The sequence below is a fragment of the Gemmatimonas aurantiaca genome (assembly GCF_037190085.1).
GTDB lineage: Bacteria > Gemmatimonadota > Gemmatimonadetes > Gemmatimonadales > Gemmatimonadaceae > Gemmatimonas > Gemmatimonas aurantiaca_A.
Genome location: NZ_JBBCJO010000006.1, coordinates 56,406 through 72,002 on the forward strand (window position 1 = coordinate 56,406; position 15,597 = coordinate 72,002).

Sequence of the window (15,597 nt, forward strand, 5' to 3'; positions counted from 1 at the left end):
GGAAAGAAACCGCGCGCGGCCCCCGGGGACGCCACCGCCTACCGTCGGTACTCCGCCAGCAGCGCCCGCCATTCCGTCACGACCTGCTCCCGGCTCATCCCCATGATGGTCGCGAGTCGTGCCAGCGTCGGCTCGGTGGTCTCCAATGCCTCCACCAGACGTCGTACCCCCTGGTCTCCATTTCGCCGGTGCACCAGTTCGAAAAACGATGCGGCAACCGGCAGTCGCGCACTGCCGATGACTCCCGAACCGTCACTCGCCAGAATCGTGTCGGGCGTGAATGTCGGATGATCCGCCAGGAACGAAGCCAGCGACCGCATCAGCCCTGGGAAATCGTCTCCACGTGCGCCACCCAGCCAGTACGCGATCCCTTCCACGACAAACACGGGGCGACCGGTCACCAGCGGAGCCAGCAACACATGCGCGAGTTCGTGCCGATAGTCTTCGCCATATCGGGGATCGGCGGCCACCACCACACCAGCCGCCGGACTGGCGCGGCCCCCCACCCGCTCGGCAGTCGGGAGCCACTCGAACCCGGAGATCCGCATGCCCTCCTGAAGATTCGGTGTCTGGTAGTAGATGACGGGCTCACGACGCGCCAACCCGAACCGGGTCAACAGGGAATCGGCCCAGCGCGCGGTCGACTCCGCCCGGCGTCTGTCGAATGTGATCCCGGGGTGCACCACATACATGATCGGTCCGATGCGTTCATGTCGCCATTCGGCCGTTTCGAACGATTCCGGACTGAGGAGTTTCCACTCCCACGTGCCATCCGCTTCGTGGCGGCCGGTGACAATCGTCCGCTCCAGACCCAACAAGCCCGGACGTGTGGCCGTTCCACCACCCACGTACATCGTGCGCAGCAGCCATCGGGAGGCATCACCCGCGACGACCGGCACGGCTTCGATCAGCAGCGGCGCACCATCGAGCAGATACGGAGCGGTCACCGGCAGCGGATCGGGGTCCCCGGTGGTTCCGGACCGCTCCCAATGCACCGCCCGTTTCGACGAATCCCGACGGATGGCCAGGTAGTCGCGCCAGAATCTCACGACCTCCGGCAACACGACACGCGCGGGGTCGATCCCCCACCATGCTGCCGGCAGTGCCGTGGTATCGACAGCGAATCCCAGCGCGAGCGAGGGCGGGCTGCGGGATGCCTGTGCAGACGATTGTGCCGATGCCTCGGCGCCGATCACGACCGCGCACAGTCCACTCAGCAGCAGTGCGCAGGCCAATCGCGGACGCCTGTCCGCAGACGGGTGAGAACGCCCGTCAGCCCTCACCGAACTCCGCCTGCGTCAGTTCGCGGAAGCGCGACACCAGCGCCCGTTCCTGCGGAGAAGCGCCCGGTGCGTCCATCAGAGTGAGACACCCACGTTCACGCCGAACGACCAGCAGACGTTGCGCCGCCGTCTCGAGGTCACATCGCTCCGCCTGAAAGTCCCGCAACGTCTCCCGCACGCGCGCATCGAGCATCGTGAATATCCTCTTGGTGAGTCGTACCACTGAACTCCGCCAAACCCACGAACGTCACGCGCATTGCGCGGCACTCCACGCACATTCACTCCAGTTCGTTCAGCTCGATCAGAGGACCGATGACGATCGTGCCCTTCCCTCCCTGCCCGTCTCTCCAGACGCGCAGGGCTTCGAGATCGGCCTCGACCACCTGGCCACCATCACGAATGACGAGATACCGCCGTCCGCTGGGATAGGTATAGGCGATCGCGAGGCCACGCGCCGCAAGCACCGCCTCGAGCGCGGCCAGCCATTCCGCATCGGGCGCCGCACCACGCGCGGGGTGGAACTCGATTTCGAAAGCGTATTCCGGACATGCAGCGCTCATGAGCGTCTCCCGCGGTATTTCCGGATGATACCGCATAATACCGCGGGAGATCGCGATTTCCCTCATGCATGTCCCATGGATGTCGCATACACATCTCACGCGCATCTCATGCGTACCGCATCCCGGCCTCGGACCTGCCGGGAAGAGCGACGGTTACCGCTCCCAGAATGGCGGCGGCTCGATGCCCAGCGCCCGCAGGTACACGTAGCCCTGACCACGATGGTGCGTCTCGTTGTCGATCGCGTAGAAGAGCTGACTCCACACCGGGTAGGTGAACTGGCCGAAGAGCGTCACGATCTCGCCGAAACGCTCCGGCTGGAGCTTCGCGAACCACGTATCGAGCTCACCGGTGGCGGCATCCCAGCGGGCCAGCAGATCGGCCTTGGAGGTCGGCGCGGTGCCTTCATAGGGCTGCGACTCGCCGGTGACGATCTCCCGCATCATGGGCACGGCGATCGACAGCATTTCACCCGCCAGCGCCGCAAAAGGCCGCATCCCTCCCACCGAGTAGGTCAGGAGCTGCTCTTCCGGAAAGGCTTCGATGACACGCCGGGTGAGTCGGCGCTGACCCTGCCAGTGGGCGAGAAGATCGGCGGGCGAGAGAACGGCGGTGGAGGACATGGCATGGCTCCGTGCAGAGGTGGGGAGGCCGGAAGAAAGATTCGGCATTTCTTCGGTATCGCCAACCTACCGATTTCGGAGCGATCGCACAAGACGCCGATGCATGGTCCGGTATGCGGGATGGTCCCCACACGGGGCAGGGTGATCCGGCAAACCACCGAGTACTTTCGAGTACTTTCGAGTACTGCTCTGCACTACCCCGATCGATTTGTTCTTTCCAGGATGCATCCGTGAACGTTTCCGCTGCCATCGCCGCCCGTCGCTCCATTCGTGCCTTCACCGACCGCGTCATCACACGTGAGGAGCTCGAGCCGCTTTTTCACGACGCCAATCTGGCGCCCAATCATCGGCTGACCCAGCCGTGGCGGTTTTACGTCCTCGGCCCCGAAGCGCGCGCGGCATACGGGCTCGCGCTCGGTCATCGCAAAGCCAGGAAGGCCACCGACGAGACGGATGCCCAGCGCATCCGTCAGGAAACCAGTGACGCGCATCGCGCCTGGCCGGGCATGATCGTCGTGTCCATGACGCTCAACGAGAATCCCGAGATCCGTGAGGAAGACTACGCCGCCACGCTGATGGCCGTGGAGAACCTCTGCCTTTCCGCCGTGGCCCACGGACTCGGCACGCACATCCGCACCGGAGCCATCATGGACGACCCCGCGGCGCGTGCTGCGGCCGGCGTTCCCGAGGGCGAACGCATCGTGGCCGTGCTCACCGTGGGCGAACCGCTCGAAATGCCCGCCCCCAAAACCCGTCGTCCGGCCACCGAGCTCACTCACTGGCGGGACTGATCGATCACGATCGCTGTGCATGCGGGACGTGAGGCGCTACCATCCGCGCACCACGTCCCGCACGCACTCCACGAACGTCTGTGCATGAAGCGGCCGCGAAGCACCGCGTCGCCACACCGCGACGATCTCGCGTTGCAGGGAATGATCGGTGAGCGGCACATAGGCACACTGCGGCGTGTTGTGACGGACCGCCGCGATCGCGGGCACGATCGACACGCCGACTCCGGTGCCCACCAGCTCCAGCACTGTCGCCAGTTGCGCACTCCGGCACACCACCGACGGCTGCACCTGCTGACTGGAGCAGAACCCGGCCACCTGCTCGCCGAGACAGTGGGCCGGATCGAGCGTCACCGCCGGTGCTTCGCGTAACTGCGCCAACGTGATGCGACCCGCCCGCGCGGCGGGATGCTGCGCCGGCACCGCCACCAGCAACTGATCGACACCGAGCGACTCGATGTCCATGTGATCGAAGTGATACGGCTGGGCGGCGATCACCACGTCGAGCATGCCGTCGAGCAACAACTTCGCCAGCACGGCGCTGTAGTCCTCCCGCAATTCCACCCGGTCCGCATCGCCACGCGCGTCACCACGCGCGCGCCAGCGCCGTAGCGCGTCCGGCAGCACATAGGGCGCGATGGTCGGAATCACTCCCACCCTGAGCACCCCGTGCGATTCGGCGCCCTCCCGCCGCACCACGTCCTCGGTTTCCCGCATCACTTCGAGAATGCGGCGCGCCCGGGGGTAGAGCGTCTTTCCGGCCTCCGTGAGCGCCATCCCGCGGCCATGACGCGTGAACAACGATGTTGCCAGCTCCTGTTCGAGCCGCTGGATCTGTCCGGTGAGGGAAGGCTGGGACAAGCCAAGCTGACGGGCGGCGCGGCTCAGACTTCCCGCATCAGCCGTCTCGAGAAACGCGCGTAAAAGGATCGAATCCATACCTCAATATAGCAATTACCTATACCTTCCATAAGCCAACACCCATTGCCGCCTATCACTCGGCGGCCTATCCTTCGCCGCATTGGATCTGCCCGCCACAGGGGCATGCTCGTCGCGCGGTACCACACCGCGGTTCGACACCATCACCGCTCCGCTTCGGAGACGTACGCACATGGAAGGACACTCGGCTGAATCCGAGGGCAAGTGCCCGGTCGCGCATGGCGCGCATACCACCACCACGCCCCGCGGGCGATCGACCCGTGACTGGTGGCCCAACCAGCTCAACCTCGGCGTCCTGCATCAGCATTCCCCCTCGTCGAATCCCATGGGGGCGGAGTTCAACTACGCCGAAGAATTCAGGACGCTCGATCTTGCGGCCATCAAGCAGGATCTGACCGCGCTGATGACCGATTCGCAGGATTGGTGGCCGGCCGACTTCGGCCACTACGGTCCGTTGTTCATCCGCATGGCCTGGCACAGCGCCGGCACCTATCGCGTGGGCGATGGTCGCGGTGGCGCGGGCTCCGGCTCGCAGCGTTTCGCACCACTCAACAGCTGGCCCGACAACGTCAATCTCGACAAGGCCCGCCGCCTGCTGTGGCCGATCAAGCAGAAGTACGGCCGCAAGATTTCCTGGGCCGATCTCATGATTCTCGCCGGCAACGTCGCGCTCGAATCCATGGGCTTCAAGACGTTCGGGTTTGCCGGTGGCCGTGAAGACGTGTGGGAACCCGAGCAGGACATCTACTGGGGCAGCGAAGGCAAGTGGCTCGAAGACCAGCGCTATTCGGGAGACCGTGATCTCGAGAACCCGCTGGCCGCCGTGCAGATGGGGCTCATCTACGTGAACCCCGAAGGACCGAACGGCAATCCCGATCCGGCCGCCTCCGCGCGTGACATCCGCGAGACGTTCAAGCGCATGGCCATGAACGATGAAGAAACCGTGGCGCTCATTGCCGGTGGACACACGTTCGGCAAGACGCATGGCGCGGGCGACGTGGTCCATGTCGGAGCGGAACCCGAAGGCGCCGACATCACCGAGCAGGGCCTGGGATGGGCCAACAGTCATGGCACGGGTCGCGGTGGCGATACGATCGGCAGCGGTCTCGAAGTCACGTGGACGTCGACGCCCACGAAGTGGAGCAGCAACTTCTTCTGGAACCTCTTCGGTTACGACTGGGAGCTCACCAGGAGCCCCGCTGGTGCGCATCAGTGGACGCCGAAGTTCGGACAGGGCGCGGACTCGGTGCCGGACGCGCACGATCCCAGCAAGCGTCATGCGCCGGCGATGCTCACGAGCGACATCGCGCTGCGTGTCGATCCGGCCTACGAGAAGATCTCGCGGCGGTTCTACGAAAATCCCGACGAGTTCGCCGATGCGTTCGCGCGCGCATGGTTCAAACTCACGCACCGTGACATGGGACCGCGCTCGCGCTATCTCGGCGCCGAGGTGCCGGCCGAGGAACTGGTCTGGCAGGATCCCATTCCGTCGGTCGATCATGAACTCGTGAACGCCCACGACATCGCCGCACTCGAAGCGCAGATCCTCGCGTCGGGATTGTCGATCGCCGAACTCGTCTCCACCGCCTGGGCATCGGCGTCGACGTTCCGCGGCTCCGACAAGCGCGGCGGAGCCAACGGGGCGCGTATTCGTCTCGCGCCGCAGAAGGACTGGGAGGTGAATCAACCCGCCCAGCTCAGCAAAGTGCTCGGCACCCTCGAGAGCATCCAGCAGACCTTCAATGCCGCGCAGGCGGGCAACAAGCGCGTCTCGCTGGCCGATCTCATCGTGCTGGGTGGCAATGCGGCGGTGAAGCAGGCAGCACGAAAGGCCGGTGTGGACATCACCGTGCCCTTCACCCCGGGGCGCATGGACGCGACACAGGAGCAGACCGATGTGGAGTCGTTCGCGGTGCTCGAGCCCATCGCCGACGGTTTCCGCAACTATCTGAAGAAGACCTACAGCATCTCGCCCGAAGAATTGCTGGTGGACCGGGCGCAGCTGCTCACGCTGTCCGCGCCGGAGATGACCGTACTGGTGGGCGGTTTGCGCGTGCTGAATGCGAACGCCGGGCAGAGCCAGCACGGGGTGTTCACGTCGCGCCCCGAGACGCTCACGAACGACTTCTTCGTGAACCTGCTCGACATGCGCGCGGCCTGGAAGGCAGTGGACGGCTCGCCGAATCTCTTCGAAGTGCATGACCGCGCTTCGGGTGAGGTGAAGTGGACCGCAACGCGGGCAGACCTGGTGTTCGGTTCGAACTCGCAGCTGCGCGCGCTGGCCGAGGTGTACGGCGAATCCGACGCGCAGGAGAAGTTCGTGCAGGACTTCGTGGCGGCGTGGACGAAGGTGATGAACCTGGATCGTTTCGACCTGGCCTGATTGGCGGATGAGGCGGGAGGCGGGGCGCTTCGGCAGTGGCCGGGGCGCCCCGTTTTTCATACCCGCAGCGCAATACTCAATTATCCACTTGACTGATAAGACACTCAGGCATTTACTTAAGCAATTACTTTAGTATTTGTTCTACCCGGGAACCCTTTACTTGAGAGGCGGTATGGCTGGCCCCAAGAGTCTGCCTGTTCGCGTCGGGCGCGGAATTTGTCTGGCCTTCGCGACCTCGGTGCTCGGCGCCTGCACCAAACCGGGGTCGACCCATCCGGTGATGCGGGCTGGTGAATCGGCAGCAACGGGCCAGTACACCACCGTGAACGGGCTCCCGATGTATTACGAAATCCACGGTCGCAGTCGCGATCGGAGACCTCCGCTGGTGCTGCTCCACGGAGGCGGATCGACGATCACGACCACATTCGGACGCGTGCTGCCGCTGTTGGCTTCGTCACGGCAGATCATCGCCATCGAACTGCAGGGCCACGGTCACACACCCGATCGCCCTGCCCCGCTTTCCTTCGAGCAGGACGCCGACGATGTGGCCGCACTGCTCGCGCATCTTGGCGTGACACAGGCCGATGTGTTCGGATTCAGCAACGGCGCCAATACCACGCTGCAATTGGCGCGTCGTCATCCGGCACTGACGCATCGCCTCATCGTCGCATCGGGGTTTGTCACGAAAGACGGCATTCCCGATTCCCTGTGGGCGTTCTTCAAGCTGCCGCCCGATCCGGCGAAGATGCCTCCCGCGCTTCGCCAGGCGTATCTGGAGAGCGCGCCCGACACCACGCGACTGCCGGCACTCGCCGACAAACTCATGGCCCGTCTCAACGGTTTTCACGACTGGACCGACGACGAGATTCGCGCGATCCGGGCGCCGACACTGGTGATGATCGGTGATGCCGATGCCATTCGCCCCGAGCATGCCGTGCGCATGGCGCGACTCCTGCCTCATGCCCAGCTCGCGATCTTCCCGGGCGCCGAACATGGTGCCTACATCGGCGAACTGTCGGCGATGCACGCGTGCGAGGAATGCATTCCCGCCGCGGTGCAGCTCGTCACGAGATTTCTGGACGCCCCGTGACGAACGACGGTGCCGTCTATGCGGAGCTGCCGCTGGCGAAGAGCAGTCGATTGCCATCGGGATCGGCCACGATGAATGTCGTGGCTCCCCACGTTTCGTCCTGGAGCGGCTGAACGATGAGGGCTCCGCTGCGCTGGTACTCGCGGAACAACGGGTCCGCGTCATCGAGCACGATGGAAGCCGTCAACAATTGTTCGGCATCGCGCAGGGTGGGGTCGATCGGATGCACATCGAGGTGGCGCAGATTGAGTCGTACGCCATCCCGGTGCACCTGGCCATAGAATGGCGGATCCCCGTACACGAAAGCGACGGAAAAGCCGAGCACACGCGTGTAGTAGTCGACGGAGGCGTGGAGGTCGCGGACGTGGAGTTGCGGTTCGGCAGCGAGGAGTCGGGTCATGGTCCTCCCGAACCTACCGTCATGGAGGTGCCGCGCCAGCACAGGTGGGTTGCAGGAGACCGAGCCGGAGAGTACTTTATATTGCAAAGCACGATCACCCGGAACCTCTTCCTCCCTGACAACGGACACGGTGTGACAATCTGGTTGAGACGCCTGCGCGGCGTACTCGGCATGGGCCTCGTCTGGGCCATGGGTGGCGCGGCGGTCGGTGGTGTGATCGAGTTGCTCGACAATGTGCTGCCGGGCGGTCTGCCTGGGGCATCCGCGGTGGACATGTGGCCACAGACCCTGGCCATTCCTGCATTTCTGGGCGGTCTGATCTTCGCCGTCGTGTTGTTCGTTGCTGCCGGCCGCCGTCGATTCGACGAGCTCTCCCTACCTGTTTTTGCTGCCCTCGGCGCATTGGCCGGGCTCATCCTCGGCAGCAAGGGCGTATCGGCGGGACTGCCGGTCTTCGTTCTGGCCATCACCACCCTGGGCGGCGCGCTCGCGGCGTCGGGATCGCTGATGCTGGCCCGCCGCGCCGCGCGGCGGGACCTGCTCACGGCAGGGACTGATTCCGATGCCTCACCCGTACTGGATGAACGCGTCGATCGGCAACTGGGAGACCGGCACTGAGCGCCCCACGCCGTTTCTTCACGCGTCGGACCCGTCTGCTGCTGTTGCTGTTCACAGTCGCCTGTCTCTTCGCACTCTTCCGCGTATGGAAGGCCAATGGAGACCGCGGCGGACAGCAGCCGGCCGAGCCGTTCCGGATCGCGGGCAATTTTTACTATGTCGGGGCCAATGATGTCGCGGCGTTTCTCATTGCCGGCCCCGAAGGACACGTACTGATCGACGGTGGGTATCCCGGCACGGCACCGATGATCATCGCCAGCATCGCGAAGCTGGGGTTCGACATCCGGGATGTGAAAGTGCTGCTCAACTCAGAGCCGCATCATGATCATGCCGGCGGACTGGCGGCGCTGCAGCAGGCTTCGGGGGCAACACTCTGGGCCAGTGCAGCCAGTGCCGACGTCATCGAAGCGGGTGGAGACGATGTCGATCTCCCATGGCCGCTGCGCGCACTGTTCCGTGCGAGGATCCTGGGATATCCCGTGGCACGCGTCGATCATCGTCTCGTCGACGGTGACATGGTGCGTGTCGGCCCCATCGTGTTGACGGCCCACATCACGGGCGGACATACGCGCGGATGCACATCCTGGTCGTTGCCGGTTCATGACGGCGAGCGTGTCCTGCAGGTGGTGAGTGCCTGCAGTCTGGTGAAACTCGGCATTGGCGGCTACCCGGAGCAGGACGCGGATTTCGAGCGGAGCTTTGTGGTGCTGCGTGCCCTGCCGGCGGATATCTGGGTCAGCTCTCACGCCAGACTCTGGGGTCGATATCGCAAGTTTGCCGCACGGGACTCGGTCACCGACCCGGTGACGCCTTTCATCGATCCCGTAGGCTATCGCGCCTATGTCGACTCGGCCGAAGCACGGTTTCGTCGGGGACACGTGCAGTAGCGGGATGCATCAGCGGATTCAGTGCCTGCCAAGTGGTCGCAGAATCCGCTCCGACTCCGCGAGCTGCTTGGTACCGATCAGATCCACACCGGCATCGTACAACCGGACGTAGATCGCCGAATCGACCGGCACGTTGTGCACACGAATGAGTCGATCGGGCGCGGCAGCCCGGACGGCGCGCAGCGCATTCCACCACTGCTGTCGTCCACCGGAAGTGCGCCACCATCGCCCGATGGTTTTTCCATAGTCGAGACTGATGAGATGCACACGCGCGTCGAGTGTGTTCGGGCGCCATGTATCGGTGCGCATCAGACGGTGCTGCACACCGATCAGCGCATCGATGCTTCCGTCCGCTGGTGACGCCGAGGGCGACCAGCCTACCAGCACGACGGATAATGCGGGGTTGGCGCCATGGCGCTCGAGCAGCTCGCGATAGCTGGCAAGCAGCGTACGCACGGCGTCATACGTCGGCGGCGAGGCCTCCTTGATTTCGATGGTCAGGAGAAAAGGCCGCCCATCGGTGGTCAATGCCCCGCAGCGTGCGATACGAGAACGGAGTGGTGCGAGATAGAGTGAATCGAGCGTTCCTCCCGTGCGGGCCGTGCGTTGGTCATGCCCCACCCGCAACACACCATCGATCAGAAAGACATCCGCTTCGACGCCACGGAATCCCAGCGCGAGTGCGTCCAGCAGCGGCCTGGGGTTCGCATAGTCATTGTGAGCGTACGCCGGCAGTGTCGAACGTGGGCACTCCTGCGCCTCGATCCGGTCTGCGATGCCCGCCAGCATGCCCAGAGCCAGCAGGCGTGGCCACCACGACACGCGCCCATTCGAACGACCCGCGCGGATCAGCATGCGTCCTCCCCACCAGTGTGACACCGGTCCGACGCGGATCGTCGATTGTTGGTGGTCCATCCCGCACCGAGGAATCTTGTCATGCGAGTCTTTCTTGCCGCCCTGCTGATTGCGCCGACGCTGCTGGTTGCCCAGTCGGCCCCTTCGTTGGCCACCGGGAAATTACTGCGGGGGGCGCGTGTCTTCCCCCTCGAGCAGAATGGAGAACCGCTGGAGATCGCCGCGCTCGGCGGTATCCGCGTGGTGGACAACGGAGGCGTGTTGTTCGCCGATACCAAACCCGTCACGGTTCGTGTGTGGTCGGAGGCCCGTGCCACCGTGCGGCAGATGAGCCGCGCCGGTGCCGGCCCGGGCGAGTTTCGTGTGGCGCCAGATTTCGTGGGCTATCGCGGCGATTCGATTGCCGCATTCGATGCAGGACTGCGCCGATGGCTTTTGCTGTCACCTTCCGGCGAATATGCGCGGGTGCTGGCAACCGGTGCCGATGCTGCCAGCCTGACCACCGCGGCCGCCTGGGTGGCCGAAGGCACTCTGGTTTTCAACGCGTCCATCGATCCACAACGCGCCCCGTCTGTGCAGGCGCTGAGCCGTATCGCCCGCGAGGTCGTCGACACCCGTACACGATCGTGGCATCCCGTGGTGGTTCGTCAGGCCCGGAATGGAGACCTCTGGGCGGCCCGCGGGATCACATCTGCGACATGGCAGGTATTCGATGCCGCTGGTGCCCCGCTGCACAGCGCCGTTTTTGGCAGCCCTTTCCGTCTGCAGTTCGTGAACGACACGATGGCCATCGGCCAATCCACCGATCAGGACGGGCTGCCGCAGATCGTCGGACTTTCTCTGCGGGGCGCCGGTAGCGCTCACAAGCGCGGAAATCTTCCCCCGACGCCTTCCACTGCCGGGTCGGCGACCGAACGAGCCGCACTCACCGCGTTGTTGCAGCAACTCGTCATGAAGCAGGAGGCGGCCTATGCCGACTCGGCGAGCTACACCACGTCGATCGATCGTTTGCGTGTGGACATACCCAATGGCGTGCGAATCGCCATACTGGAAGCCACCAATCGCGGGTGGCTCGCGATGGCGTTCCACGAAGCCACCCGGACCACCTGCGTGATGGGTGTGGGGGCCCGCCTGGTCATCGGATGGAACGAGGCCGCACCATACTGCTCCCCATGACTCATCCGACGCACGATATCGGGCAGATCCGGATGTGATGCCATCCCACGTCAGGAACCCGCCGCCGCATCCTCATCGATCGGACCGCTCAGCTTCACGTCCTTGAATGAACGGCGCGGTGCCGTGGCCTTGTCGAAAGCGGCCACGGATCCATCCACGAGACGCTGCAGCACGATCTCCAGAAGCGTGGTCTCGTGTGGCCGCAACGCATCCAGCATGGAACGCTGTTCCGCGATGTATTCGGCCGGCATGTAGAACACGAAACCGTTGTCCGGACGGGCGGTGATCCGGATGCCCAGTCCCTTGAGGCCGGTCAGAGCCGGCCGCAGTTCACGCGCCGGATTCCTCGGATCGGCGACCGCCGGTGCGCCCGTGAGCGCGGCGTGATTGAAGAAGAACGTGAGATGGTTCGGCGCGCGGCGGTTCTGCTGCCGATCGACCAGGAAGCCGCGCGGCAGTCCGTCTGGATTCCCCGTGTGATCGGTGAACAGCAGATCGAAGTCGGTGACGGGAAATCCCTCCGTATCGACCACCCGCACGACGAGCATCGCGCAGGGATCGTGGATGTGCTCGCGATCCGGCAGAAGCCGCACCGCCTCGATCTCCACACGCTCATGCTCGACGATGCGCGCCGTCTCTTCGGTGAACACCTTGTTCAGCTCACGATAGGCCTCCATCGACTGCACGGTGAGACAGCGCCACACCTGCTCCGTCGTATCGAGTCCCGTGTCCGGTGTTCCAGCCTGCAACGAGCGCATGATGCCACGCGCCTCACCGGAATGTGCCGCTCCCTGAATGAGACGGAACGGCGTGTTCGGCGCGGCATTGATGCGATTGGCGCGAAGCTCCAGGGGCCAGGGCTTTTTGGTCAGCCGGCCACCCACGTACTGTTGGCGCAGCAGCACATAGCGGGAGTTCAGATTGGCCGCCGCCGCGCGCACCACGCCATCGCTGCCCATCTCCGCGGTGTAGGTATTGAGATAGTCGTACAGGGAGCGATCGATGGATTGCCCGGTGAGTACGAAGGGGTACACCGGTGCGTTCTCCGACGAACGGATACGCTTGTTCGTCCAATCCAGATTCAGCGACCACGCCTCCGGGCTGCCCAGTTCGAGCCAGTTCAGCACCCCCACACCCGGCTCGACATCCTGAGCCCAGCTCTTCAACCGGCTGATGCGGCTCTTGCCCAGTTGCGCCAACGCGCTGCCGAAGTTGGCCGGCGCCAACATCACCAGATGACTCGCCGGACAGTTCGCGGACGATCCATTGTGAAAACGCCGCCACCACTCACGGGCGAGCGGTCCGCCCGTGCTGTGCGTGATCATCGCGAAGCGTTCGTTCTTCGCGAGCGTGGGGACGATCTCCCGTTGCACCGCGGCTTCGAGCGCGCGCGTGAGATCGGCCATCGTGACCGCGTCGTCGAAGGACACGTAACGTCCGAGGAAGACGTCACGCCGCTCGAGGGTCACGCCGGCCGCGGCCGCGCGGGCGACGAGTTGTTCCGGCAGGGCGCCGTACGTGTCGGTGTTGGTGACCGACCATCCATGCACGAGAGCCACCACCATGCGGTTCGCCATACCTGCTCCGACTCCGAAAAACGTGATCGCGAAAACGGGATCGCGCGTCGACTACCGCAGACTACTGGGCCCGATAGGCCCGCTTGAGGTCCTCGGCGAGGCTCTGGGGTTCCGGATAGATGGACGCCTTGTTGATCCCCAGTGCCCAGAGCTCCGCCCACATCGCATCACGCGCCGCGGGATCGATCTCCACGCAGAAACTGCGCGCCGACGTGCCATCACCCGCCACCAGCGGCAGGCGATTGATGGGCGTCTCATCGATACCATGCACGGTGAACGTTCCCCGCTGGGCGACGATGCGCGGATTGTGGCGCTTGGGGAATATCGCCAGAGGCCGGCTGTTGTCGGCCGGCCCATCGTCACCAACCGGAGCGATCGCGATACCGCGGCCGCAGAGGTCGGGCAGCCAGTAGTCCGACCACAGGCCCGGACGCGGCACCACGATGGCTTCGGTTCCCGACAATCGGTTGAGCGCCAGTGGATCGAGGATCCACACACACACGGCACCTGGTCCCGCGCCGGCTGGAATTCCAGCGCGAAATAGAGCGCCGCCAGCGGGCTCTCGGTCCAGTCGAGCAGACGTGTGGGCAGCCCGTAGTGCTGCATGAGGAAGTACCAGTCCCAGTCGTCCTGCGGCTGCTGCTGCAGAAGCGCCGGAGCCATGCTGCGGAAACTGAGCACCAGACTGCCTTCATCGCAGTTCCGGCGCCAATACGCCCCCGGTACCAGGTCGTACAGTGTGCTCCCGACCCCGCGGTACCAGATTTCAGGGTGCTGATCCTCGGGAAACCACTCCGTACGGATGCGGAGAATTTCCGTGACGAACTGCGCGATACCGGTGATGCGTGCGGACGTGCCAGTCATGGTGAGGCCCTCGTGCGCACAATATTGACACGACCACCGGCGGGGCGCCATACAGCACAACGTATGGAGCAGCGTACGACACCGGCGGAATGCAGCGACCGGCCTCACGCCTTTCACCGTTCAACCACGCACGGCATATGAAGATCTACTCCTGGAACGTGAACGGCCTGCGGGCCGTGCTGAAGAAAGGAAACTTTCTCCCTTTCATCGACGCACATCGCCCCGACGTTCTGTGCCTGCAGGAAACCAAATCCGAACGTGAGCAGGTGGAGATCGACCTGCCGGACTATCACGAGTACTGGAACTCCGCCACGACCAAGGGCTATTCGGGCACGGCGATCTTCAGCCGGACCGAGCCACTGAGTGTCAGTCTTGGCTTCTCCAGCGCGGTGGCCAAGCGTTTCACCTTCGTCGACGACGCGGGCCGCGACAGCACCACCGAAGGCCGGATCATCACGGCGGAATTCCCGAAGTTCTATGTAGTGACCGTGTACACCCCGAACGCCAAGGACGACCTGAGTCGACTGCCACTGCGCTCCGTCAACTGGGATCCGGCGTTCCTCGCGCACTGCAAAGCGCTCGAAAAGAAGAAGCCCGTGGTATTCTGTGGTGATCTCAATGTGGCCCACACCGAACTCGATCTGGCCAACCCCAAACCCAATCGCGGCAAGAAAGGGTTCACCACCGAGGAACGCCAGGGATTCCAGGCATTCCTCGATGCGGGCTTCGTGGACTCGCTCCGCATCTTCGAACAGGGCAACGGTCATTACACTTGGTGGAGCCATTTCGCGAACTCGCGTGCCCGGAACGTGGGCTGGAGAATCGACTACGTGCTGGTCTCTTCCGCGCTCCGCGACGCCGTGACGGCCGCCGAGATTCATGCGGATGTGATGGGAAGCGATCACTGTCCGGTGAGCATCACCCTCGATGTATAGGGCGCGCAGGATGCATTCTTTTTTGGGAACGATTTTCATCGGGAGCCATCGCATCACGCCCGCTTGCCTCTATCCGAAGACCCGATAGACTGCGGGAAGTCCGTGGTTCATCCCATCGTGTGAAAGGAGCTCCCATGCTGATCAGCGCGACACTTGCCCAGGCCATCAATGCCCAGATCGGCAACGAGTTCGGCGCCAGCCTGCAGTACTACGCCATCGGTGCGCATTTCCATCGCATCCATCTCGCGCAACTGGCGAAACTGTTCTTCAAGCAGGCCGACGAGGAACGGGAACACGCACAGAAGCTGCTGCATTATGTGGTGGAAACCGGAGGCGAACTCCGGCTTCCCCCCATCAAGGAACCCGTGCATACGTTCGCGTCGGCCGAGGAAGCACTGTCGGCCGCGCTCAGGTGGGAAGTGGAAGTCACCGGTCAGATCAAACGTCTCATGGACATGGCCGCCAGTGAAAGTGACTATCTCGCGCAGAACTTCCTGCAGTGGTTCGTGGACGAGCAGCTCGAGGAAGTGAACAAGATGACCCGACTGCTCGGCGTGGTCCGCATGGCCGGCGAACGCAATCTGCTGTCGGTCGAAGCGTATCTCGTGCACGGAGGCTGAC

Annotated in this window: 17 protein-coding genes and 1 pseudogene; 8 read left to right on the forward strand and 10 right to left on the reverse strand. The window is 64.1% G+C overall.

Annotated features, from left to right (window positions below; all coding sequences use genetic code 11):
- Positions 1 to 38: 38 nt before the first annotated feature.
- From WG208_RS10500 to WG208_RS10515, 4 genes are all read right to left on the reverse strand, one after another.
- A complete protein-coding gene (locus WG208_RS10500; RefSeq protein ID WP_337171306.1) occupies positions 39 to 1,235 on the reverse strand; it encodes a hypothetical protein in 1,197 nt (398 codons plus the stop codon).
- A gap of 37 nt (positions 1,236 to 1,272) precedes the next feature.
- On the reverse strand, positions 1,273 to 1,476 hold the full coding sequence (locus WG208_RS10505) for a hypothetical protein (protein ID WP_337171307.1): 204 nt from the start codon (positions 1,474 to 1,476) through the stop codon (positions 1,273 to 1,275).
- Positions 1,477 to 1,561: 85 nt separating this feature from the next.
- Positions 1,562 to 1,843 carry a hypothetical protein gene (locus WG208_RS10510; RefSeq protein ID WP_337171308.1) on the reverse strand — a complete coding sequence of 94 codons (282 nt, stop codon included), beginning with the start codon at positions 1,841 to 1,843 and terminating at the stop codon, positions 1,562 to 1,564.
- Positions 1,844 to 1,996: 153 nt separating this feature from the next.
- The gene (locus WG208_RS10515; protein ID WP_337171309.1) at positions 1,997 to 2,464 is read right to left on the reverse strand and encodes a DinB family protein; all 468 of its coding nucleotides are present in this window, start codon (positions 2,462 to 2,464) and stop codon (positions 1,997 to 1,999) included.
- A gap of 230 nt (positions 2,465 to 2,694) precedes the next feature.
- Between WG208_RS10515 and WG208_RS10520 the strand changes: the two genes are divergently transcribed.
- Positions 2,695 to 3,255, forward strand: a complete 561-nt coding sequence (locus WG208_RS10520; protein WP_337171310.1) for a nitroreductase — start codon at positions 2,695 to 2,697, stop codon at positions 3,253 to 3,255.
- Between the two features lie 36 nt (positions 3,256 to 3,291).
- Here WG208_RS10520 and WG208_RS10525 read toward each other — a convergent pair whose 3' ends face one another.
- Positions 3,292 to 4,191, reverse strand: a complete 900-nt coding sequence (locus WG208_RS10525) for a LysR family transcriptional regulator (RefSeq protein WP_337171311.1) — start codon at positions 4,189 to 4,191, stop codon at positions 3,292 to 3,294.
- Positions 4,192 to 4,363: 172 nt separating this feature from the next.
- Here WG208_RS10525 and katG point away from each other — a divergent pair, with 172 nt between their 5' ends.
- Positions 4,364 to 6,574, forward strand: coding sequence for a catalase/peroxidase HPI (katG, locus tag WG208_RS10530; protein ID WP_337171312.1), 2,211 nt, complete (start codon positions 4,364 to 4,366; stop codon positions 6,572 to 6,574).
- A 172-nt stretch (positions 6,575 to 6,746) separates the two neighbouring features.
- Positions 6,747 to 7,664 (forward strand): alpha/beta hydrolase, encoded by a 918-nt coding sequence (locus tag WG208_RS10535; RefSeq protein ID WP_337171313.1) that lies wholly within the window; start codon positions 6,747 to 6,749, stop codon positions 7,662 to 7,664.
- Between the two features lie 16 nt (positions 7,665 to 7,680).
- Here WG208_RS10535 and WG208_RS10540 read toward each other — a convergent pair whose 3' ends face one another.
- On the reverse strand, positions 7,681 to 8,064 hold the full coding sequence (locus WG208_RS10540; protein WP_337171314.1) for a VOC family protein: 384 nt from the start codon (positions 8,062 to 8,064) through the stop codon (positions 7,681 to 7,683).
- 132 nt (positions 8,065 to 8,196) lie between these two features.
- Between WG208_RS10540 and WG208_RS10545 the strand changes: the two genes are divergently transcribed.
- Positions 8,197 to 8,682, forward strand: coding sequence for a hypothetical protein (locus tag WG208_RS10545; RefSeq protein ID WP_337171315.1), 486 nt, complete (start codon positions 8,197 to 8,199; stop codon positions 8,680 to 8,682).
- Positions 8,683 to 8,726: 44 nt separating this feature from the next.
- Positions 8,727 to 9,569 carry a subclass B3 metallo-beta-lactamase gene (gene bla / locus WG208_RS10550; protein ID WP_337171316.1) on the forward strand — a complete coding sequence of 281 codons (843 nt, stop codon included), beginning with the start codon at positions 8,727 to 8,729 and terminating at the stop codon, positions 9,567 to 9,569.
- Between the two features lie 18 nt (positions 9,570 to 9,587).
- Here bla and WG208_RS10555 read toward each other — a convergent pair whose 3' ends face one another.
- A complete protein-coding gene (locus WG208_RS10555; RefSeq protein WP_337171317.1) occupies positions 9,588 to 10,424 on the reverse strand; it encodes a hypothetical protein in 837 nt (278 codons plus the stop codon).
- Positions 10,425 to 10,505: 81 nt separating this feature from the next.
- On the opposite strand from WG208_RS10555, the gene WG208_RS10560 reads away from it, so the two are divergent.
- Complete coding sequence (locus WG208_RS10560) at positions 10,506 to 11,600, forward strand: hypothetical protein (RefSeq protein WP_337171318.1); 1,095 nt, start codon at positions 10,506 to 10,508, stop codon at positions 11,598 to 11,600.
- Between the two features lie 50 nt (positions 11,601 to 11,650).
- Here the strand turns inward: WG208_RS10560 and WG208_RS10565 are convergent, their stop codons facing one another.
- From WG208_RS10565 to WG208_RS18765, 3 genes and pseudogenes are all read right to left on the reverse strand, one after another.
- Complete coding sequence (locus WG208_RS10565; protein WP_337171319.1) at positions 11,651 to 13,177, reverse strand: hypothetical protein; 1,527 nt, start codon at positions 13,175 to 13,177, stop codon at positions 11,651 to 11,653.
- A gap of 61 nt (positions 13,178 to 13,238) precedes the next feature.
- A complete protein-coding gene (locus WG208_RS10570) occupies positions 13,239 to 13,679 on the reverse strand; it encodes a hypothetical protein (RefSeq protein WP_337171320.1) in 441 nt (146 codons plus the stop codon).
- An 80-nt stretch (positions 13,680 to 13,759) separates the two neighbouring features.
- Positions 13,760 to 14,092, reverse strand: a pseudogene (locus tag WG208_RS18765) (FRG domain-containing protein); the annotation flags it as partial.
- A gap of 86 nt (positions 14,093 to 14,178) precedes the next feature.
- On the opposite strand from WG208_RS18765, the gene WG208_RS10575 reads away from it, so the two are divergent.
- Positions 14,179 to 14,976: an exodeoxyribonuclease III gene (locus WG208_RS10575; protein WP_337171321.1), complete on the forward strand. Its 798-nt coding sequence runs from the start codon at positions 14,179 to 14,181 to the stop codon at positions 14,974 to 14,976.
- A gap of 134 nt (positions 14,977 to 15,110) precedes the next feature.
- Entirely contained in the window at positions 15,111 to 15,596 is a 486-nt protein-coding gene (locus WG208_RS10580) for a ferritin (protein WP_337171322.1), read from the forward strand.
- Position 15,597: the final 1 nt, after the last annotated feature.